Origin of the sequence: Leifsonia sp. P73 (genome assembly GCF_051059105.1) — a bacterium.
In the GTDB taxonomy this organism is placed as follows: domain Bacteria; phylum Actinomycetota; class Actinomycetes; order Actinomycetales; family Microbacteriaceae; genus Leifsonia.
On the sequence record NZ_CP194931.1, the window covers coordinates 3,256,141 to 3,277,205 of the forward strand.

Genomic DNA, 21,065 nt, shown 5'->3' on the forward strand with positions numbered 1-21,065 from the left:
CGATCAGGTAGCCGATCTGGCGGGGAGGGCCAGCCGCAGGCTGCGGGCCACGAGGTTGTTGCGGTAGTCGAGCGCGTCCATCGACGCGCGCACGCGCTCCCTGGTCGCCTCGCTGACGATGTCCGGCCGGTTGATGGCGTTGGAGACGGTCATGACGGAGACGCCGGCGTGCCGGGCGACGTCGGCCATGCTGGGCTTGCGTGTGCCCGCCTTCTTGGGAGCGGTCATGAGTCCTTCATTTTCGCACAGAGTGGTCTCCGTGGTTGTAAGCATAAAAAAGTTCGTGACTTCCGTCTGATTTTATGCTTACAATCCTGCACACACCGTCGTCAGCCACAGTGCAATGCAAAGGAGCATCCACCCATGAAGACAGCACATCGCGCCGTCGCGGTCCTCGCGGCCGCGGCCATCATCCCGCTCGGACTCGTCGCGTGCAGCAGCGGCAGTGGAGGAGCCTCCACCGCCAAGAGCATCACGCTCGAGGACTACTTCACCGACGGATCGCACGACGCCCAGTACGCCAAGTGCGAGGCCAGCACCGGCATCAAGGTCAACGCGGTCCACGTCGCCGGAGCCTCCCTCATCCAGAAGGTCCTGCAGCAGGTCTCGTCCAAGACCCTGCCGGACGTCCTCATGATCGACAACCCCGATGTGCAGCAGATCGCCGCCACCGGCGCCCTGGCGCCGCTCAAGGACTTCGGGATCACCGGCGACGGCCTCACGCCGGCCGCCGTCAAGGCGGGCACCTACAAGGGTCAGCTCTACGGCGCGCAGCCGCTCGCCAACTCCATCGCCCTGTTCTACAACACCGACATCCTGCAGGCCGCAGGCGTCCAGCCGCCGAAGACCTGGGACGAGCTGCGCACCGCCGCCCGCCAGCTCACCGACGCGAGCAAGGGCCGCTACGGCTTCGCCATGAGCAACATCAACACGTACGAGGGCACCTGGCAGTTCCTGCCCTTCTTCTGGTCCAACGGCGGCGACGAGAAGAACATCGCGACGCCGCAGGCCGCCCAGGCGCTGCAGTTCGTCCTCGACCTGCAGAACGACGGATCGCTGTCGAAGAGCTCGATCTCGTGGGCGCAGGCGGACGTGAACAACCAGTTCATCGCGGGCAAGGCCGCCATGATGATCAACGGACCGTGGCAGATCCCGGCGCTCGCCAAGGCGAGCGGACTGCACTGGGCCAGCGTCTCCGTCCCGGTCCGCGAGGCGTCGCAGACCTCGGTCGCGCCCCTCGGCGGCGAGCAGTACACGCTGCCGCAGACGGGTAAGAAGGACGCACAGGCCGCGGGCGCGAAGTTCGTCCAGTGCCTGATGAGCCCGGCCATGCAGTCCTTCGAGGCCAAGACCGCCCAGACCGTTCCGACCGACCTCGCCGAAGCCAAGAAGTTCGGCGCGGCGAACCCGGACGTCGCCTCCTTCGTCGGGGTCGTCGCCGACGCCCGGGCGCGCACCGCCGAGCTCGGCGAGGGGTGGCCCAAGGCGGCGACCAAGATCTACACCGCCGTGCAGCTCGCCCTGACGGGCAAGGCGTCCCCGGCGGACGCCCTCAAGCAGGCTCAGTCGGAGAACCAGTAGCGAACTCGCCGGAGGCGGAGCCGCGTGCTCCCGCCTCCGCGGGAAAGGACGAGGTCGATGACGACTCTCAACGCGGAGACACCCGCGATCGCACCACCCGTGCGGGACGACCGTCCCGTCGCCGGCAGCCCCCGCCGCCGCCGGTTCCGGCTGGCCCGGTCGATCAGCAAATGGCTGTTCGTCCTGCCGGCGGTCCTGTTCGTCCTGATCTTCTTCGGCTACCCCATCGTCAAGAACGTGGCGATGTCGTTCCAGGACTACACGACCAGCACCTTCTACACGGGGGAGGCCCCGTGGGTCGGCCTCCAGAACTACGTCACGACGGTCACCAGCTCACTGTTCACGACGACGATGCTGAACACGGCGCTGTTCACGATCGGCTCGATCGTCCTCCAGTTCGCCATCGGCCTCGGGCTGGCACTGTTCTTCAAGCGCAACTTCCCGCTCGGCGGCTTCCTGCGCTCGCTTCTGCTGCTGCCGTGGCTGCTGCCGTTGATCGCGTCGAGCGCCGTCTGGAAGTGGATCCTCGACCAGGACAGCGGCGCGCTCAACCAGTTCCTCGGCGTCTTCGGCGTCCAGCCGATCCCGTGGCTGGTGAGCCCGTCGCTCGCGCTGATCGCGGTGATCGGCGTGAACGTCTGGCTCGGCATCCCGTTCAACACGACCATCCTCTACAGCGGTCTGCAGGGCGTGCCGGAGGAACTGTACGAGGCGGCGGCGCTCGACGGCGCGGTCGGCTGGCGGGCGTTCCGGCACATCACCTGGCCGAGCATCCGGCCGGTGGTCAGCGTCGTGATCGTGCTCGGCGTGGTCTACACGCTCAAGGTCGTGGACGTGATCCTCGGCCTCACCGGAGGCGGCCCGGCCAACTCCACGCAGACGCTCGCGACCTGGGCGTACCAGAAGTCGTTCGTGCAGTTCGCGTTCGGGGAGGGCGCCGCGATCAGCAACATCCTGATCGTGATCTCCCTCGTCTTCGCGGTCGTCTATCTGTACATGTCACGCAAGGAGGTCGACGAATGACCGAGACCAGAGCCATCGTGCTCCCGAAAGGACAGCGCCCGCGCCCGCACGTCAAGCGGCGCTGGCCGATGACCGTCCTCGGCGTCGTCTTCCTCGCGGTGATGATCTTCCCCGTCTACTGGATGGTCAACAGCAGCCTGCAGGCCAACGCCGGGGCGGCCACGACCGCGTGGTTCCCGCTCCAGCCGACGCTCGACGGCTACGTGACCGCCCTCAAGCAGCAGGGCGGCAACCTGGTCACGAGCACGATCATCGCGCTGAGCACCGTGGTGCTGACCATCGCCATCGCGACTCCGGCGGCGTACGGGCTCGCCCGGTTCCGGATGCGCGGCATGACCGTGTTCGTGTTCGCGTTGCTGATCACGCAGATGATCCCCGTCATCGTGATCGCGAACGCGCTCTACGCGCTGTTCAACGACCTGGGGCTGCTGAACTCGTACGCCGGGCTGATCCTCGCCGACACCGCGGCACAGATCCCGTTCGCCATCCTGCTCATCCGGGCGTTCATGGGATCGCTGCCGCCCTCCCTGGTGGAGGCGGCGCTGGTCGACGGCGCGAACAACTTCCGCGCCTTCATCTCGATCGTCGTCCCGATCAGCAAGAACGCGATCGTCACCGCGGCGCTGTTCACCTTCCTCGGGGCGTGGGGCGACTTCCTCTTCGCCCTGACCCTGACCAGCACGCCGGAAGTCCGGCCGATCACGCTCGGCATCTACAACTACATCAGCGCCAACGTGCAGCAGTGGGGGCCGGTGATGGCGACAGCGGTGCTGGCCTCCATCCCGGCCGGCGTGCTGCTGATCCTCGCGCAGCGCTACATCGCCGCCGGAGCCCTCGGCGGCGCGGTCAAGTGAAGAAACAAGGAGAGTGACCAGAAGTGTCTCATCGAATCGGAACCGCAGAAGACCCGATCCGCGTGGTCGTGTGGGGGAGAACCGCCACGAGCAGCTGGAGCCGGAGGTCGCGGAGATCTACCCGTCCGGGATGCACACCACCATCAAGGAGGGCATCGAGGAGTTCGCGGGCGACCGCGTGAGCGTGCGCACCGTAACGCTCGACGATCCGGAACACGGGCTGACGGAGGAGCTGCTGGAGCAGACCGACGTGCTGACCTGGTGGGGCCACGCCGCGCACGCGGAGGTGTCCGACGAGATCGTCGAGCGCGTCCACCGGCACGTGCTCTCCGGGATGGGGCTGATCGTGCTGCACTCCGGGCACTGGTCGAAGATCTTCACCAAGCTGATGGGGACGTCGTGCACCCTGCGCTGGCGCAGCGACAACGACCGGGAGCTGGTCTGGACGGTCGACCCGACGCACCCCATCGCGCAGGGCATCCCGCACCCGATCGAGATCCCGGCGCAGGAGATGTACGGCGAGCAGTTCGACGTGCCGGCCCCCGACGAGCTGGTCTTCATCAGCACCTTCAGCGGCGGCGAGTGCTTCCGCAGCGGGATGACGTTCAAGCGCGGCAACGGCAGGATCTTCTACTTCAGCCCCGGCGACCAGGACTACCCGGTGTACCACCACCCCGACGTCCGGCACGTCATCGCGAACGGCGTGGAGTGGGCGGCCTCCGATAGGCCGGCGCGGCAGGAGCCTGTGCTGCTGCGCTACGAGCGCGGGGACTTCTTCACTGGGCACGGCTACGCCGGCGCGATGCACAACCGCGACGAGGTCGTCCTGTGAGCGGCCTCGCCCCCGGCTACCAGCAGGAGCCGCTGCCGGTCGTGCTCGTCGGCGCGGGCAACATGGGCCGAAACTGGATCCGCACCGTCGGGTCCTCGCCGGACGCCCGCGTTGTCGGGATCGTCGATCTCGACCTGGAGCTGGCCGGGCGGGTGGCGCGGGAGGAGGCGCTCGACGTGGTCCTCGGCTCCTCGGTGTCCGAGGTCGCCGCCCGCAGCGGCGCGGTCGCCGTCGTGAACGTCACCGTGCCCGCGGCCCACCGCCCCGTGAACGAGGAGGCCCTCTTCACCGGCCTCCCTGTGCTCTGCGAGAAACCGATCGCGCCCACGCTCGTCGACGCCCTGCAGCAGGCGGCGCTCGCCGAGGTCGCGGGCGGGCTGCTCATGGTCAGCCAGTCGCGACGGTTCTTCACCGAGCTGACCAGGCTGCGCGCCGTCGCCGATCGGCTCGGCCGGGTCGGCGCCATCACGACCGAGTTCTACAAGGCCCCGCACTTCGGCGGCTTCCGCGACCGGATGGAGCAGCCGCTCCTGGTGGACATGGCCATCCACCAGTTCGACATGGCCCGTTACCTGCTGCGGGCGGACCCGGTGACGGTGTCCTGCTCGTCGTGGAACCCGGCGTGGAGCTGGTACGACGGCGACGCCTCCGCCACCGCGACGTTCGCGTTCGACGACGGCGCCCGCTACACCTTCACCGGGAGCTGGTGCGCGCCGGGCCGCGAGACCTCGTGGAACGGCTCCTGGCGGGTCAGCGCCGAGCACGGCACCGCCGTGTGGGACGGGGACGGCGCACCGGAGGCGGACGGGATCGACACGCTGCCCGATGTGCCCGCCGGTCCGGAGGAGATCGCCGGCTCGCTCGCGGAGTTCGTGCGCTGCCTGCGCAGCGGCGAGACGCCGCAGAGCGAGATCCACCGGAACATCCCCAGCCTCGCGATGGTGGAGGCCGCCGTGCTGAGCGCGGACACCGGCGAGCGGGTCGACATCCCGCGACTCCTGGAGCAGCGCTACGCGGAGGCGGTGCGGACCGAGCGGCGCACCGACGTGCGGGAGCGGCTCGAGCAGTGGGGGAGCGTCGCCCACGTGCGCGGAGCGGAGGCCCTGCGGTGACAGGCGCGCCCCTCCGGGTCGCGCTCATCGGCCACGGCTTCATGGGGGCGGCGCACTCGCAGGCGTGGCGCGTCGCCCCGCGCTTCTTCGACCTCCCGTTGCGGCCGCAGATGGCGCTCCTGGTCGGGCGCACCGGCGCGCGGGAGTCGGCAGACCGGCTCGGCTGGGCGGAGAACGCGACCGACTGGCGCGAGGCGGTCGCGCGCGACGACATCGACCTGGTCGACATCGTGACGCCCGGCGACACCCATGCCGAGATCGCGATCGCCGCGCTGGAGGCCGGCAAGCACGTGCTGTGCGAGAAGCCGCTCGCGAACAGCCTCGGCGAGGCCGAGCGCATGGCGTCGGCGGCGGCGACCGCGCAGGAGCGGGGAGTGCTCGCGATGTGCGGGTTCACCTACCGCCGGGTGCCGGCGATCCTGGAGGCGCGCAGGCTGGTGCGGGAGGGCGCGATCGGCGACGTGCGCGAAGTGCGGGCGCAATACCTCCAGGACTGGCTGAGCGACCCGGCCGGCCCGATGACCTGGCGCCTCGACCGCGCGAAGGCGGGCTCCGGCTCGCTGGGCGACATCGGCGCGCACATCATCGACGCCGCCGAGTTCGTGGCTGGCGACCGCATCGCCTCGGTCAGCGGCACGCTCGAGACCTACGTGCGTCAGCGGCCCATCCTCGCCGAGCAGCGCGGCCTCGGCGGCGTGGCCTCCGACCGGCTCGGCGAGGTGACCGTCGACGACGCGGCCTGGTTCACGACGCGCTTCGCCTCCGGCGCGATGGGCTCCTTCACGGCGACCCGCTACGCGACCGGCCGCAAGAACGCGCTCCGGCTGGAGATCTCCGGCACGCGCGGCGCGCTGGCGTTCGACCTGGAACGCCTGAACGAGCTCGACTACTACGACGCGACCGAGCCGCCCGACCGCCTCGGATTCCGCCGCATCCTCACCACCGAGCCGGAGCACGCCTTCGCGGGGAGCTGGTGGCCGACCGGCCACGCACTCGGCTACGAGCACGCCTTCTCCCACCAGGTCGTCGACTTCGTGACCGACATCGCGGAGGGGCGGGCGCCGGAGCCGTCGTTCGCGGACGCGCTGCACGTGCAGCGGGTACTGGCGGCGGTCGAGGAGAGCGCAGCGGCGGGGAGTGGGTGGGTGGGGGTGTAGCCGGTCAGCGGAGGGCGGCGAAGCCGTCGCGGACGGCGGCGACGAGGTGGCGGACGGCGGGGGAGGGGCGGCGGCTCGCGTCCTCGGCGGACGTGGCCACGAGGATCGAGCGCACGAACGACGGGTCGTTGATCGGGAGCAGGACGATGCCGGGATGCGCGGCGGTCGTCGCCAGGCCGGGAATGATCCCGACCACCATCCGCGCGGCGGTCATCCCGAGGAGGACCTGGAAGTCGTCGGTCCTGATCGCGACGTCCAGGACGTGCCCCTCGGCCGCGAACGCGTCGGCGACCACGCGGTCCATCGCGTCCTCCGCGGAGGTGGCGAAGACCCAGCGCTCGTCGCGGAGCGAGAGCACGGCGGCGAGGTCGACCGACGTGCGCGACGCGAGCGGGTGGCCGACGGGCAGCGCCAGCATCAGGGGGTCCCGGTAGACCTCCCTCGTCACCACGTTCGGGCGGAACGGCAGGTCGTACCCGGGCACCGTGTAGACGAGCGCGGCGTCGAGGGCGCCGCGGTTGATCCGGTCGACCAGCGTGGGGACCTCCTCGAACGTGGCGTCGATCTCGATCCCGAGGTCACCGACGGTGTTCGCGACGAACGGGAGGATGCTCGCCGCCGCCGTCGCGAAGGTCCCGAAGCGCAGGCGCACCCGTCCGAGCCGGCTGAACTCGCGCGCGTCCGCGATGGCCCGCTCGCTGAGCGTCAGGATCTCCTGGGCGCGTTCGAGGAGCAGTACGCCGACCGGGGTCAGCCTGCTGCCGCGGGGCGAGCGCACGAGCACGGGCGCGCCGACCAGGCGTTCCAGGTTCTTGAGGTGGTAGTCGACGGTCGGCTGGCCCCAGCCCAGGCGGCGGGCGGCGGCGGTGACGGAGCCTTCGGCGTGGACCGCTCTCAGCGCCTCGAACTGTCGCAGATCCGCCATCGGAAGCCCTGTCGTGAGGTGAGTGAGTCACATACAGTCTATGTGGGTAGGGCGAACTTCGGGGGATTCTGACGGCGGGACGCCGCCCTCACGATGGAGGAATGGCCCCCACCCGTCCGTCTGCGACCGACTCGCGTCCGCTGCTTCCCGCCTCCGACCTCCGCCACTGGGAGACGCCGTACGCGGACGCGCTGGAGCGCCACGCCGCCCGGTCGCCTCTCCCGCTGATGGTGCCGGGGCACGGCGGCGACGAGCTCGGACTCAGTGCACGGCTCGCCGACTTCCTCGGGCCGCGGCCGCTGCAGCTCGACGTCCCGATGCTGGTGGACGACATCGACCTGGGCGAGGACTCGCCGCTGAGCCGGTCACTGGACCTCGCGGCCGACGCGTGGGGCGCGCGCCGCACCTGGTTCCTGACCGGCGGCGCCTCGCAGGCCAACCGGATCGCCGCGCTGGCCGTGCGGGGGCTCGGCCAGAACATCCTGTCGCAGCGCAGCGCGCACTCCAGCTTCAGCGACGGCGTGCTCTCGGCGGGACTCGCGCCCTCCTTCGTGCTGCCCTCCCTCGACGCGGGACACGGTGTCGCCCACGGCGTCTCGCCCGCCTCCCTCGATGCGGCGCTGACCGCCGCAGCGCAGACCGGACGCCCGGCGGACGCGGTCTACATCGTGTCGCCCAGCTACTTCGGCTCCGTCGCGGATGTCGCCGGGCTCGCCCGGGTGGCGCACGCGCACGGCGCCCCGCTCATCGTGGACGGCGCCTGGGGACCGCACTTCGGGTTCCACCCGGACCTCCCCGAGTCGCCCGCCCGGCTCGGAGCCGACCTGGTGGTCTCCAGCACCCACAAGCTGGGCGGCTCGCTCACCCAGTCCGCCATGCTGCACCTCGGCCACGGACCGTTCGCCGACGCCCTGGAGCCGCTGGTCGAACGCGCCGTGTCGATCACCGCGTCCACCTCCACGTCCGCGCTCCTGCAGGCCTCCCTCGACATCGCCCGGCACGCCCTCGCCACCGGCGCGGAGCTGATCGGCCGCTCGATCGCGGCCGCCGATGCGTTCCGCGACGCGCTGCGCGACGACCCGCGCTTCGGCGTCCTCAGCGACGGGTTCGGCGCGTTCGACGACATCGTCGCCGTCGACCCGCTGCGCGTCGCGATCGACGTGTCCGACACCGGGGTCAGCGGCCACTGGCTGCGTCAGCGGCTCATCGACGCCGACGGGATCTTCTTCGAGATGTCCACGGCGACCACCCTCGTCGCGCTGATCGGCGCGGGCAAGACGCCCGATCTGGCCCGGGCGCACCGGGCGCTCGCTGCGGCGGCCGACTCGGCGGAGGCCGGCGCCGAGCGGGCGGGCGGCGGCGCCGGCGGGTTCCCGGCGCTGCCCGAGGTCGGCCCGCTGCGCATCCTGCCCAGGGACGCGTTCTTCGCCGCCACCGAGCTCGTGCCGGCGGCCGAGGCGGTCGGCCGCATCTCCGCCGACACGCTCGCCGCGTACCCGCCCGGGATTCCGAACCTCATCCCCGGGGAGGAGATCACGGAGCAGACCGTCGCGTTCCTGCAGGCGGTCGCGGCCTCCCCGTCCGGCTACGTGCGCGGCGCCGTCGACCCGCGCGTCGAGCTCTTCCGGGTGACCCGGGACTGAGCGCGACGGATTTCTGAAACCCCCACCAATCAAAGGAGACTGGTAGATATGCCCACCATCGCTCAGCAGCTGCTGCGCAGAAAGCCCACGACGCCTCCCGGCGCCGGCGAGGCCCACCTGCGACGCAGCATCGGCCTCTTCTCGCTGACCATGATCGGAGTCGGCGGGACGCTCGGCACCGGAATCTTCTTCATCCTGTCCCAGGCGGTCCCCGTCGCCGGTCCCGCGGTGATCTGGTCGTTCGTCATCGGCGGCGTCGTCGCCGGGCTGACCGCGCTCTGCTACGCCGAGATGGCGGGCGCCGTCCCGGCCTCCGGGTCGACCTACTCGTACGCCTACGCGACGCTCGGTGAGGGCACGGCGATGGCGGTGGGAGCCTGCCTGCTGCTGGAGTACGGCGTCTCCACCGCGGCCGTCGCCGTCGGATGGTCCCAGTACGTCAACCAGCTGCTGCAGAACCTCCTCGGCTGGCAGCTCCCGGTGCAGCTCTCGCAGGCGCCGGAGCAGGGCGGCATCGTCAACGTCCCCGCGGTGATCGTCATCGTGCTCTGCTCGCTGCTGCTGCTGCGCGGGGCGCGCGAGTCCACGATGGTCAACAGCATCATGGTCGTCATCAAGATCGCCGTCGTGCTGTTCTTCTGCGCCGTCGCGTTCACCGGGTGGAACAGCGACCACTTCCACAACTTCGCGCCGGCCGGTTTCGCGGGCATCGTCGGCGGCGCCGGCATCATCTTCTTCTCGTTCGTCGGGCTGGACGCCGTGTCGACGGCCGGCGAGGAGGCTAAGAACCCGAAGCGGAACCTGCCGCTCGCGATCATCTTCGCGCTCATCATCATCATCGTGCTGTACGTCGGCACCAGCCTCGCCGCGCTCGGCGCGCAGGCCCCGGAGAAGTTCGCGAACCAGGACGCGGGGCTCGCCGCGATCCTGCAGAACATCATCGGCTCGACCTGGCCGGGGACCATCGTCGCGATCGGTGCGATCATCTCCATCTTCTCGGTGACGCTCGTGGTCCTCTACGGGCAGACGCGCATCCTGTTCGCCATGTCGCGCGACGGGATGATCCCGAAGGTGTTCGCGAAGGTCAACCCGCGGACGATGACGCCGGTGAAGAACACCGTCATCGTCATGATCGCCACGAGCGTGCTCGCGGCCGTCGTCCCGATCGACTTCCTCGCCGAGATGACGAGCATCGGCACCCTGGTCGCCTTCCTCGTCGTGTCGCTCGGCGTCATCATCCTGCGCGTGCGGGAGCCGGAGCTGGAGCGCGGCTTCCGCCTGCCGCTCGGCTGGACGATCCCGATCCTGTCGATCGCGGGCTGCATCGCGATCATCACGCAGCTGCGGCTCATCACGATCATCGTGTTCCTGATCTGGACGGCCGCCTTCCTCGTCTTCTACTGGTTCTACGGCCGGAAGCACTCCACGCTGCAGACCGGGACACCGGTCGCCGGCACGGATGCCCCGTACACGAGCAACTTCGCCCAGCCCAGCAAGGCCGAGATCCGGGAGGCCGCCGAGCGCAGGAAGGCGGGCAGACGATGAGCATCGTCGTCGGCGTCGACCCCGCGCACCGGTCGGCCTCCGCGCTGCACCTGGCCGCGATGCTCGCCCGCTCCTCCGGCTCCGACCTGATCGTGGCCGCGATCGTCCCGCCCGCCTGGCCGACGACGGCGGGCGGTGCGGACACGGAGTGGCGCGGCTACACCCGCGACAACGCGGACAGCGCCCTCGACCACGCCGCAGCCGTGCTCGGCGGGTCGGTCACGGCGGAGTACCTGCTGCACGAGGCCCCATCGGCGCGTCGCGGGCTCGTGGAGCTCGCCGAGCAGCGCGAGGCCTCGCTGATCGTCGTGGGCTCGGCCACGGACGCGCCCGCGGGGCGGATCGGCCTCGGCTCCGCGAGCGACACCCTGTTGCACGCGTCCCCGGTCCCCGTCGCGATCGCGCCCCGCGGGTACCGCACCGAGGAGGGCGCGCGCGTCGGCCGGGTGACCGCCGCCTACCGCGGCACCGGCGCATCGACCGGGCTGGTGTTCGGCGCGGCCGGAGTGGCCGCGTCGGTCGGCGCGGACCTGCGCGTCGCCTCCTTCGCCGTCGTGCCGCGCGACTCGGGCACCTCCGGCGCCGGGCTCGACGCCGAGCAGGCCGTCGCGGACACCTGGGCCGCCGACATCGAGCGGCACGCCGCCGCGCTGGTGCGCCAGGTGTCCGACCTCCCGGACGCCCCGCCGGTCTCCGACGTCGCGGTCGGGAGGGGCGAGACGTGGGAGTCGGCCCTGGCCGACGTCGGCTGGGAGCCGGACGAGGTGCTGGTCGTCGGGTCGAGCACGCTCGGCCCGATCGCCCGGGTGTTCCTCGGCTCGCACGCGGCCAAGATCGTCCGGCACTCGCCGGTCCCGGTGATCGTCGTCCCGCACGGCGTCACCGGGCGCGAACGCGACTAAGCACCACCTGATCCGAATCCGACCCAAGGACACCGTCATGCCCCACCCCCTCGTCGACCTCTTCCCCGCCGGTGCGACCGTCGACCCCGACGGCGTCCTCGTGATCGCGGGCTGCCGGGTGGACGACCTCGCGCGCGAGTTCGGCACGCCCGCGATCGTCGTGGACGAGGACGCGCTGCGGGCCAGGGCGCGCGAGTACCGCACCGCCCTGACCTCGCGCCGGCCGAACGCGCGGGTCGTCTTCGCGTCGAAGGCGTTCCCGGCGACCGCCGTGCAGCGCGTCATGGTGGAGGAGGGGATCGGCCTGGACGTCGCGGGCGGCGGCGAGATCCTCAGTGCCCTGCGCGCGGGGGTGGACCCGGCCCTCCTGGTCATGCACGGCAACGCCAAGACGACGGAGGAGCTGCGGATCGCGGTGGAGGCCGGGGTCGGGCTCGTCGTCGTGGACAACGCGGACGACGTCGACCGCCTGGAGCAGCTGGTCGCACCGGGGAGCGTCCAGCGCGTCCTGGTCAGGGTCATCCCCGACGTCGTCTCGTCCACGCATCCGCACGTGCAGACCGGGCAGGTGGGCTCCAAGTTCGGGCTCACGGCCGGCGCGGCACGCCTCCTCATCGCCCGGATCGAGGCGAGCCCGCTGCTCGAGCTGCGGGGCGTGCACGCCCACGTCGGCTCGCAGATCATGGACCCGGCGGAGCTCGCGGCCGCCGTCGCGCCGCTGGCGGCGCTCGGCGACTTCCCGGTCTACGACCTCGGCGGCGGCCTCGGCTCCCGCTACACGATCGAGGACCGGCCCGCGTCGGTCGACGAGTACGTCGAAGCGCTGCTCGCGGCCGCCGACGAGCACCTGCCGGCGGACGCCGAGCTCATCATCGAGCCCGGTCGCAGCATGGTGAACGAGGCGGCCTTCTCGCTCTACACGGTGACGACGGTCAAACGGGACGCCCGCACCTTCGTCGCCGTCGACGGCGGCATGGGCGACAACCTGGAGGTCGCCCTCTTCCAGCAGCGCTACGAGGCCGTCCTCGCCGAACGGCTGCACGAGGAGGACGCCGAGGAGGTCGTGGTCGTCGGTCGGCACTGCGAGTCGGGGGACGTGCTCATCGACCCGCTGCGGCTGCCCGCCGCCCGGGTCGGCGACCTCCTCGCCGTGCCCGCGACCGGCGCGTACACGCACACGATGGCGAACAACTACAACGGGTACCGCCGTCCGCCGGTGGTCTTCGTGCGCGACGGTGAGGCGCGGGCCGTCATCCGCCGCGAGACGTGGGAGGACCTCTTCGACCGCGACGTGTGAGGACGTTTGATCGTTCTGACTCATCAGTAGCAGAGACAACAGTTGTTGGACTTCCGAATGCCGCCTTCGTAGCGTGGAGGGGCGTCCGTCCGGGCGTGCCCCCACCGCTGTCCAGAAGGGACGACCCGTGCGAACATTCACGTTGCCCGGCACCGAGATCACCGCGCCCAATGTGGTGCTCGGCCTGATGCGCATCCAGGACAAGTCCGACGAGGAGGTGCGCACGCTCGTGCGGACCGCCCGCGACGCCGGCATCACCTTCCTCGACCACGCCGACGTCTACGGCTCCCCGCTGCACGGCTGCGAGCGCCGGTTCGCCGAGGCGATGAAGCTGAGCCCCTCCGAGCGCGAGGAGTTCGTCATCCAGTCCAAGGCGGGCATCGTGCCCGATGGGCCGTACTTCGACTTCTCGGCCGAGCACATCCTGGAGTCGGTGAACGGCAGCCTGGAGGCGCTGGGCACGGACTACCTCGACATCCTGCTCCTGCACCGTCCGGACGCCCTGGTCGAGCCGGAGGAGGTCGCGCGCGCCTTCGACGAGCTGTCGTCCTCGGGCAAGGTCCGGGCGTTCGGCGTCTCGAACCACACGCCGGGCCAGATCGACCTGCTCCGCCGGTACGTGACCCAGCCGATCGTCGCCAACCAGCTGCAGCTCTCGATCACGCACGCGCCGATCATCGCCCAGGGCGTCGCCTCCAACATGCAGGCCCTGGACCAGTCGATCAGCCGCGACTACGGCATCCTCGACTACTGCCGCCTCAACGACATCACGATTCAGGCTTGGTCGCCGTTCCAGGCGGGCTTCTTCGACGGCCCGTTCCTGGGCTCCGACCGCTACCCCGAGCTCAACGCGGTCGTGGATCGGCTGGCCGGGAAGTACGGCGTCCCCGCCGAGGCGATCGCGGTCGCGTGGATCACCCGGCACCCGGCGCGGATGCAGGTCGTGCTCGGCACCACGACGCCGTCGCGCGTGGCCGCCGCCGCGCTCGGCTCCGAGCTGCCGCTGACGCGGCCGGAGTGGTACGAGCTGTACCGGGCGGCGGGGTACCTGGTTCCCTAGTGCCCCGGCGGGGCTCCCCGGTCATCGCCCCGCCAGGGAGCCCCCGATCCCCCCGACGCTGAAGTACCGGTTGAGCACCGCGAACACGACGACCGGCGGGATCATCATCACCACCGCGACGCTCATCACCGGGCCCCAGTCGGTCTGGTTCTGCTGGAAGAACGTCTGGAGGCCGATCGGCAGGGTGTAGTTCTGGTCCGACCGCAGGAAGATGACGGCAACGAGGTAGTCGTTCCAGGCCAGCAGGAAGGCGAAGATCGCCGTCGACAGCACCCCGGGCAGCGAGTTGCGCAGCACCACTCGCGAGAAGCTGCCGAACACCGAGCAGCCGTCCATCCAGGCCGCCTCCTCCAGGCTGATCGGGATCGAGTCGAAGTAGGCCGCCATCATCCAGATGGCGACGGACATCGTCCCGCCCACGTAGAGGATCACGACGCCGCCGAGGGTGTCGACCAGGCCGATGCGGGCGAACAGGATGAACAGCGGGATGACCGCGGTCACCACGGGCAGCGACTGGATCACGAACAGCGTCAGCGAGAAGCCGGCCACCAGCCTCCCGCGACCCCGCGAGAGCACGTAGCCGGCCGGCGCTGCGATGACGACCGAGACGACCACCGTCGCGAGCGTGACGACCAGGCTGTTGGTCACCCAGACGCCGAGGTCGGTGGAGGTGATGACGCCGACGTAGTTGTCGAGCGTCACGCCGGTCGCGGAGCTGCCCAGCCCCGGCTGCAGGGAGAGCAGCACGACGGCCGCGAGCGGCACGAGCACGAGGGCGGTGACCACCGCGAGGAGGCAGAACCGCCACCATCGCCCGCGCTCGCCCTCCGGTCGGGGACGCCGGGCCACCGCCGGCACGGTCTGCTGAGCCACTGCCGTCATTCGATGGCCGCCTTTCGGATCCGCCGGTAGAGGGTGACGCTGACGATGACGAGCACGATCGTCATCAGGAAGGCGATCGCGACACCGGGGCCGGTCTGGAAGTTCTGGAACACGGTCGTGTACGCGAGCACGACCAGGGTCTGGGTGGAGTTCACCGGGCCTCCGCCGGTGAGTAGGAAGATCGTCGGGAAGTCGTTCACGCAGAAGATCGTCATCAGGATCCAGCTGATGTAGGTGGACCGGGAGATCATCGGGAGCGTGATGAAGCGGAAGGTCTTCCAGTGCGACGCGCCGTCCACCCGGGAGGCCTCGTAGACGGTGGTGTCGACCGACGCGAGCGCCGAGGACATCATCATCATCATGAACGGGAAGCTGACCCAGACCTTGAAGACGCACACCGTGATCTGCGCCAGGAGCGGGTCTGCCAGGAAGAGCACGTCGCCGAAGCCGAGCGCCTTCGCCAGCAGCGGGAGCGGGCTCTGCGGCGTGGCGACCAGCCAGTTCCACGACGTGGAGGAGACCACGATCGGCACGACCCAGGGCAGGAGCAACAGGACCTTCAGGATGCCGTTGGCGGGCACGCGGGTCCGCAGGAGCAGCGCCAGCCCGAGGCCGATGGTCCAGCTCCCGAAGACTCCGACGACCGTGAAGACGACGGTGAACCAGGCGGCGTGCCAGAACTCCGGGGAGGTCAGCACGGTCACGTAGTTCTGCAGGCCGACGAACGTGCCGGCGTCGACCAGGTCGCCGTTGCGCAGCGACTGCTGACCGGCGTACAGCACCGGGTACAGGTTCAGCAGCAGGAGGAGCAGGACGGCCGGGGTCGCGAAGAGCACGAGCGTCAGCGCGCCGGAGCTCAGGCGTGCCGGCGGCCGCGCGCCGGGACGGCCCCGGCCGGCGACCGCCACGCCGCGACGCGCGCGCCGGACCGACTCCAGTGTCGATGAGGTGGCCATGGTCCTACTTCTGCTGGGAGGTCAGGGTCTTCTGCAGCGTCTGCAGGGACTCCTTCGGGGTGGCCTTCAGCGACAGGACGCTCTGCGCCCACGTCGTCATCGCGGGGGTGCTGTCGACCAGGGTCACATCGGCGAACAGCGCGTCGCCGCCGGGGGCCGCCCAGGTCTTGCAGATCGGCTGCCACTTCTCGATCATCGCGACCGCGTTGGGGTCGGACCGGAACTCCTTCGTCGCCGCGATCGACTTCAGCACGGGGAGGCCGATGCCGGTGTTTTCGGTCCAGAGCGGAGCCATGTTCTTGTAGTAATAGGTCAGGAACGCCTCCGAGCCCTTCTGGCTGGGCGTGTGCTTGTACATCATGATGTTGTTCGGGAAGGAGAGCGCGCCCTTGCCGCCCCGTGCGCCGGTGAGCGGGTCGGTGACGGCCATGTCCTGCACGAGCGGGCCGCCGAGCACCTGCGCGAGACCGGGGCTCTCGAAGCCCAGGCCGAACGTGCCGGCCTTCCACTGGGTCTGGGCGTTGGTCGTGGAGTAGCTGACGCTCCCGGGGTCCATGTAGCCCTTGCGGACCATCTCGACCACGAACTCCAGCGCCTCGATGTTGGCCGGGGTCACGCAGTCCGGTTTCTGGTCGGCGTTGAAGAGGCCGCCGCCGTTGTTGATGAGCAGGCCGGTCAGGACCTGGAAGCCGTTGCCCTGCGCGCCGGACGCGATCCCGAAGCCGAAGACGCCGATCTTCTTCAGCGCCGCACAGACGTCCAGGTAGGACTGCCAGTCGGTGGGCGGCTCGACGCCCGCCTTCTCCAGGAGGGACTTCCGGTACCAGAGCACGCGCATGTCGAGGTTGTACGGCACCGCGACGTAGCCCTTGCTCGTCTTCATGGTGTCGAGGACGCCCGGCAGGAAGTCGTCGAGCAGGCCGTTGGACTTCCACGAGTCGAACAGGGCGTCGGCGTACGCGATGTAGTTCTTCTCGGCGAACTGGAACGCCTGCGTGCCGCTGCCGCTGCTGACCGCCGGCCCGGTGTTGGACGCGATGGCCGAGGCGAAGGTCGTCGTGAAGTTGGACCACTGCACCGCCTGGTAGCCGGCCGCCGGCAGCCCGCTCGCGGGCTGGTAGGCGAGCGTGATCTTCTTGTCCAGGGGCGAGAACGCCGTTCCTCCCCACGGCATGTTCCAGAACTTGACGGTCTGGGAGGCGGTCCCGCCCGGCGAGCTGCAGGCGGCCAGGGCGGCGAGGACGGCGAGTCCTCCGGTGCCGGCGAGTAGTCCTCGCCGGGAGACGGTTCCCGAGAGCAGGCCGTTCGTCATGCGTGTCTTCTCCTCCATCGGCCGGAGCGTTTCCGGCGGCTTTCTTCGTCGAACACCTGGAGAGGTGGACCGCCGCATCCAGTGATTTGCGCAAATTCGCGGTACTGGTTGGTGCGGTTCGGTCATGTTTTCAGCAAAAGCTCCGGGAGCGCAAGACATCCGGTTTACGAAAGTTTGCGCAAGCAGGAGCGCCTGGATAGGCTGCGGTCATGGGTGACGAGGGTCTCAGGCGCGAACGGCCGACCCTGTCCGACGTCGCGGGAATGGCCGGCACGAGCGTCCCGACGGTGTCGAAGGTGCTCCGGGGAGGGACCGACGTGTCGCCCGCGACGCGCGACCGGGTGATGGAGGCCGTGCACGCGGTCGGGTACGCGCGTGCGCCGCGGGCGAGCGCGCCGAGGGCAGGAGCGGCGGAGCCCGACGCTCCGGCGATGATCGACCTCGTGGTCGACCACGTGCACGGAACCTGGGCGAACGGCGTCCTCACCGGCGTCGAGGCCGCGGCGACCGCCGCCAACGTCGACGTGGTCATCACGATCGCCCGCCCGGACGGCAACTGGGTGTCCCGCCTCCTGCGCCGGCCCTCGCGCGGCGCGGTCGTGGTGCTGGTCGATCCGGCGCCGGGGCAGTTCGCCGCGCTGGAGGCCGCGCGCATCCCCGTCGTGCTGGTCACGCCGATGAGCGAGCCCGCCGCTCCCGCGATGCGGGTCGGGGTCACGAACTGGGACGGCGGGCGCACCGCGGCCGAGCATCTGCTCGGGCTCGGCCACCACCGCTTCGCGGTCGTCGGCGGCAGCCGGACGCACCTCTACAGCCGGGCCAGGATCGACGGGTTCCGGTCGGCGCTGGAGGTCGGCGGAGGAGCGGCCCTCGACGTGGTGCACGGCGACTGGGACCGTGCGCGCGCCGCGGAGGCCATCGCCCCGATCCTCCGGGGCCCCGACCGCCCGACCGCGGTGTTCGCCTGCTCCGACCTCATGGCGATGGGGGTCTACGACGCCGCGAAGGCGGCCGGCCTCCGCATCCCCGACGACCTCAGCGTGGTCGGATTCGACGACGTGCCCGAAGCGAGCTGGGGGACGCCCCCGCTCACGACGATCCGCCAGCCGATCTCCGAGATGGGCGAGGTCGCGGTGCGCTTGCTGCTCGCGGCGCCCGATCAGGCGGCGCCGGAGGCGGCGGACCTGCCGCGGGTGGACCTGTCCACCAGCCTGATCGTCCGCGCGTCCACGGCGCGCGCTGCGGGCTGACTCCGGACTGGACAACCCGCGTGGGCTGACGTTCGGACGCCTCGGCGTCCGGGCTCCGCGGTCAACCGATACGACCGCGGGAGCCTAGAGTGAGGGGCGTATGCCTGACTTCCCTCCCGCCTCCCTCTCCGTCGAGCCCGAACCCGTCGTCGTCACGCGTGACTCCGGTTCTGGCGCCCCACGGTTCGCCCGCGACGGCATCGTGCAGCGGAAGGGGATGTTCACGCTGGTCTCCGGTCCCTTCACGCCGCGCGAGTCGATGATCGAAGACCTGCTCGCGGTCGGGGAGGCGCTGGACGCGGCCGGGCTGGAGTACCTGCTGGTCCGCGGCGACGACAACCGGCCGATCATCGCGATCGACCGCCGTCGCCGCAAAGAGACGGCCGCCGCGCTCGCGGCCGCCTTCGCCGATGAGCCGTTCTATGTCCACGGCGTCGACCAGGAGGACGACGACCTGCTCGTCGCAGACGGACGGCTCTCCCGTCGCAAGGCGGACGTCCTGCGGCTCTACCGTCCCCGGGTGGAGCCGATCGGGCGCCTGCGCTACGGCGCGGACACCGCGTTCCAGCTGGAGTTCTGGCGGTTCGGCGACGACGAGATCACGGCTCCGCGACCGAACGCCATCATGCGGCCGCGACTGCCGCGCAGCGAGGCCGTGGAGGCCGAGGTCGAACTGTACGGCCGCCGGTGGCGCACCCTCCAGCAGATGTTCGATCCGCTGGCGAGCGACATCGCTTTCGACATCGACATCGTGTTCTCGTGGGTGGACGGCTCCGACGCCGAGTATCAGCGCCAGCGCGCCGCGCGGATGGAGTCGTACGTCGTCGGCGAAGGCGATGACAACGAGGCGCGGTACCGGCAGATCGACGAGCTCAAGTACGCGCTGCGCAGCGTCCACATGTTCGCGCCCTGGATCCGGAACATCTACATCGCGACCGACTCGCCCGTGCCGCCGTGGCTCGATACCGAGCACCCGAGCATCCACATCATGCGGAGCGAGGACTTCTTCCCCGACACCTCCGGGCTGCCCACCCACAACTCGCACGCCGTCGAGAGCCAGCTGCACCACATCCCGGGGCTGGCCGAGCACTTCCTGTACTCCAACGACGACATGTTCATCGGCCGCCCTCTGTCGCCGGACATCTTCTTCTCGCCCGGCGGGGTGACGAAGTTCGTGGAGGCGGGCACCCGCATCGGCCTCGGCGAGACCGACCCGGCCCGCAGCGGTTTCGAGAACGCGGCCCGCGTCAACCGGCGGCTGCTGTGGGAGCGGTTCGGCCGCGTGACCACCCGCCACCTGGAACACTGCGCCGCCCCGCTGCGGATCAGCGTGCTTCAGGAGATGGAGCGCGAGTTCGCGGAGGACTTCCGTCGCACGGCGGCCAGCCCGTTCCGCTCGGCCACGGACATCTCGGTCACCAACTCGCTTTACCACTACTACGGGCTGATGACCGGTCGTGCGGTCACTCAGACCCAGGCGAAGGTGCTCTACATCGAGACCACGCTGCGGCAGGCGCCGGACATGATGCGCCGGCTCCTGAAGAAGCGCGACCAGGACATGTTCTGCCTCAACGACGGCTCCCACCCGGAGATCGAGCCGGCCGAGCGCCTGCGGGTCGTCACGGACTTCCTGGAGCGGTACTTCCCGTTCCGCGCCCCGTGGGAGCGATCGGCCGAGTAGCGCGCCCGGTCAGTGCAGGATCGGGATGGGCGTGGTCGGCGGTTGCGCTTCCACCGCTGACCGGCGCACCGGCCCGGGGATCCGGATGCCGTCGGCGGCCAGGCGCCGCGCCGACTTCTCCGCGTCGATGTAGTCGAGCGCCGGGTACTGGCCGAGCGGGACGACCGAGTGCAGCACGGTGTCCGGGTAGACGTGCACCAGGTTGAAGGCGCGGGCGCCGTCGCGACCGCGCGTGCCGCCGACAGGGACGTTGAGGTCCTGCGTGTAGCAGCTCGCCGAGGCGACGGAGACCGGGATGCCGGCGAACATGGCCGTCGACGAGTAGTGCAGGTGGCCGGCGATGATGGAGCGCACGTCGCTCCCCTCCAGCACCTCACGGAGCTGCCACTGGTTGCGCAGCTCGACCGAGACGGCCAGGTCGAGCACGCTCGGCACGGGCGGGTGGTGCATTGCCAGGATGGTGCCCTCCGGCGCGGGCGACGCGAGCTCGGCGGCCAGCCAGTCGAGTTGCGACTCGCTCACGTCGCCGTAGTGGTGGCCGGGGACGGTGGAGTCGAGCGCGATGATCCGCAGGCCGCCGATCCAGTGCACGTCATCGACGGGAGCGCTGCCGCCCGGCTCGTCGCGCAGGGTGCGCCGGAAGGCGGCGCGGTCGTCGTGGTTGCCCATCACCCAGACGACGTGCGCGCCCATCCGAGCGGCGACGGGCTCCACCATCGCCCGAAGCCGTGCGTAGGCGTCGGGCTGGCCGCGGTCGGCCAGGTCTCCGGTGAACACGATCGCCTCCGGGCGCCCGCCCGACCCCTCGACCTCGCGGAGCAGAGTCCGGAGATGCTCTTCGCTGTCGACGCTCCCGTACAGGCGCTCACCACCGGCGAGCAGGTGCGTGTCGCTGATGTGGAGCAGGAAGTGGTCCGGCCGCGGATACTCCGCGATTCGCGTCTTCACACGGTTATCGAACCACTCCCGACTGAACGGCCCGTGAACGTTGCGGGCGTGGCCCCGATGAGAATTCGTGCAGGCAGCCGGCGCCACGAGTACAGGGCGGCCCAG

At 70.5% G+C, this 21,065-nt stretch carries 18 protein-coding genes and 1 pseudogene; 13 read left to right on the forward strand and 6 right to left on the reverse strand.

Annotated features, from left to right (window positions below; all coding sequences use genetic code 11):
- Window positions 1-3: 3 nt before the first annotated feature.
- The gene (locus ACQ86L_RS16895; RefSeq protein WP_434316448.1) at window positions 4-228 is read right to left on the reverse strand and encodes a LacI family DNA-binding transcriptional regulator; all 225 of its coding nucleotides are present in this window, start codon (window positions 226-228) and stop codon (window positions 4-6) included.
- 135 nt (window positions 229-363) lie between these two features.
- Here ACQ86L_RS16895 and ACQ86L_RS16900 point away from each other — a divergent pair, with 135 nt between their 5' ends.
- From ACQ86L_RS16900 to ACQ86L_RS16925, 6 genes and pseudogenes are all read left to right on the forward strand, one after another.
- Complete coding sequence (locus tag ACQ86L_RS16900) at window positions 364-1,581, forward strand: sugar ABC transporter substrate-binding protein (RefSeq protein ID WP_434316449.1); 1,218 nt, start codon at window positions 364-366, stop codon at window positions 1,579-1,581.
- Window positions 1,582-1,638: 57 nt separating this feature from the next.
- The gene (locus ACQ86L_RS16905) at window positions 1,639-2,604 is read left to right on the forward strand and encodes a carbohydrate ABC transporter permease (RefSeq protein ID WP_434316450.1); all 966 of its coding nucleotides are present in this window, start codon (window positions 1,639-1,641) and stop codon (window positions 2,602-2,604) included.
- On the forward strand, window positions 2,601-3,458 hold the full coding sequence (locus ACQ86L_RS16910) for a carbohydrate ABC transporter permease (protein WP_434316451.1): 858 nt from the start codon (window positions 2,601-2,603) through the stop codon (window positions 3,456-3,458). Before ACQ86L_RS16905 ends, ACQ86L_RS16910 begins: the two co-directional genes overlap by 4 nt.
- A gap of 35 nt (window positions 3,459-3,493) precedes the next feature.
- Window positions 3,494-4,290 (forward strand): annotated as a pseudogene (locus ACQ86L_RS16915) (ThuA domain-containing protein).
- Complete coding sequence (locus ACQ86L_RS16920) at window positions 4,287-5,402, forward strand: Gfo/Idh/MocA family protein (RefSeq protein WP_434316452.1); 1,116 nt, start codon at window positions 4,287-4,289, stop codon at window positions 5,400-5,402. The pseudogene ACQ86L_RS16915 and the gene ACQ86L_RS16920 overlap by 4 nt, the downstream one beginning before the upstream one ends.
- Window positions 5,403-5,443: 41 nt before the next feature.
- The gene (locus ACQ86L_RS16925; protein WP_434318915.1) at window positions 5,444-6,559 is read left to right on the forward strand and encodes a Gfo/Idh/MocA family protein; all 1,116 of its coding nucleotides are present in this window, start codon (window positions 5,444-5,446) and stop codon (window positions 6,557-6,559) included.
- Between the two features lie 4 nt (window positions 6,560-6,563).
- On the opposite strand, the gene ACQ86L_RS16930 is transcribed toward ACQ86L_RS16925, so the two are convergent.
- The gene (locus tag ACQ86L_RS16930) at window positions 6,564-7,484 is read right to left on the reverse strand and encodes a LysR family transcriptional regulator (RefSeq protein ID WP_434316453.1); all 921 of its coding nucleotides are present in this window, start codon (window positions 7,482-7,484) and stop codon (window positions 6,564-6,566) included.
- Between the two features lie 101 nt (window positions 7,485-7,585).
- Between ACQ86L_RS16930 and ACQ86L_RS16935 the strand changes: the two genes are divergently transcribed.
- The 5 genes from ACQ86L_RS16935 (at window position 7,586) to ACQ86L_RS16955 (ending at window position 13,931) form a co-directional block, all read left to right on the forward strand.
- A complete protein-coding gene (locus ACQ86L_RS16935; RefSeq protein WP_434316454.1) occupies window positions 7,586-9,127 on the forward strand; it encodes an aminotransferase class I/II-fold pyridoxal phosphate-dependent enzyme in 1,542 nt (513 codons plus the stop codon).
- Between the two features lie 48 nt (window positions 9,128-9,175).
- Window positions 9,176-10,672 (forward strand): amino acid permease, encoded by a 1,497-nt coding sequence (locus ACQ86L_RS16940; protein ID WP_434316455.1) that lies wholly within the window; start codon window positions 9,176-9,178, stop codon window positions 10,670-10,672.
- The gene (locus ACQ86L_RS16945; protein ID WP_434316456.1) at window positions 10,669-11,574 is read left to right on the forward strand and encodes a universal stress protein; all 906 of its coding nucleotides are present in this window, start codon (window positions 10,669-10,671) and stop codon (window positions 11,572-11,574) included. Before ACQ86L_RS16940 ends, ACQ86L_RS16945 begins: the two co-directional genes overlap by 4 nt.
- Before the next feature lie 37 nt (window positions 11,575-11,611).
- On the forward strand, window positions 11,612-12,871 hold the full coding sequence (lysA, locus tag ACQ86L_RS16950; protein ID WP_434316457.1) for a diaminopimelate decarboxylase: 1,260 nt from the start codon (window positions 11,612-11,614) through the stop codon (window positions 12,869-12,871).
- 127 nt (window positions 12,872-12,998) lie between these two features.
- Window positions 12,999-13,931: an aldo/keto reductase gene (locus ACQ86L_RS16955; protein WP_434316458.1), complete on the forward strand. Its 933-nt coding sequence runs from the start codon at window positions 12,999-13,001 to the stop codon at window positions 13,929-13,931.
- 21 nt (window positions 13,932-13,952) lie between these two features.
- Here the strand turns inward: ACQ86L_RS16955 and ACQ86L_RS16960 are convergent, their stop codons facing one another.
- The 3 genes from ACQ86L_RS16960 to ACQ86L_RS16970 are packed head-to-tail and all read right to left on the reverse strand — an operon-like array spanning window position 13,953 to window position 17,099.
- Window positions 13,953-14,804, reverse strand: a complete 852-nt coding sequence (locus ACQ86L_RS16960) for a carbohydrate ABC transporter permease (RefSeq protein ID WP_434316459.1) — start codon at window positions 14,802-14,804, stop codon at window positions 13,953-13,955.
- Between the two features lie 5 nt (window positions 14,805-14,809).
- Window positions 14,810-15,769 carry a carbohydrate ABC transporter permease gene (locus ACQ86L_RS16965; protein WP_434316460.1) on the reverse strand — a complete coding sequence of 320 codons (960 nt, stop codon included), beginning with the start codon at window positions 15,767-15,769 and terminating at the stop codon, window positions 14,810-14,812.
- Between the two features lie 4 nt (window positions 15,770-15,773).
- Window positions 15,774-17,099, reverse strand: a complete 1,326-nt coding sequence (locus tag ACQ86L_RS16970) for an ABC transporter substrate-binding protein (protein ID WP_434316461.1) — start codon at window positions 17,097-17,099, stop codon at window positions 15,774-15,776.
- Window positions 17,100-17,290: 191 nt separating this feature from the next.
- Between ACQ86L_RS16970 and ACQ86L_RS16975 the strand changes: the two genes are divergently transcribed.
- Together ACQ86L_RS16975 and ACQ86L_RS16980 are read left to right on the forward strand one after the other, a co-directional pair.
- Window positions 17,291-18,331 carry a LacI family DNA-binding transcriptional regulator gene (locus ACQ86L_RS16975; RefSeq protein WP_434316462.1) on the forward strand — a complete coding sequence of 347 codons (1,041 nt, stop codon included), beginning with the start codon at window positions 17,291-17,293 and terminating at the stop codon, window positions 18,329-18,331.
- Between the two features lie 100 nt (window positions 18,332-18,431).
- Window positions 18,432-20,012, forward strand: a complete 1,581-nt coding sequence (locus ACQ86L_RS16980) for a stealth family protein (protein ID WP_434316463.1) — start codon at window positions 18,432-18,434, stop codon at window positions 20,010-20,012.
- Window positions 20,013-20,021: 9 nt separating this feature from the next.
- Here the strand turns inward: ACQ86L_RS16980 and ACQ86L_RS16985 are convergent, their stop codons facing one another.
- Window positions 20,022-20,960 carry a phosphodiesterase gene (locus ACQ86L_RS16985; protein ID WP_434316464.1) on the reverse strand — a complete coding sequence of 313 codons (939 nt, stop codon included), beginning with the start codon at window positions 20,958-20,960 and terminating at the stop codon, window positions 20,022-20,024.
- Between the last annotated feature and the right edge of the window lie 105 nt (window positions 20,961-21,065).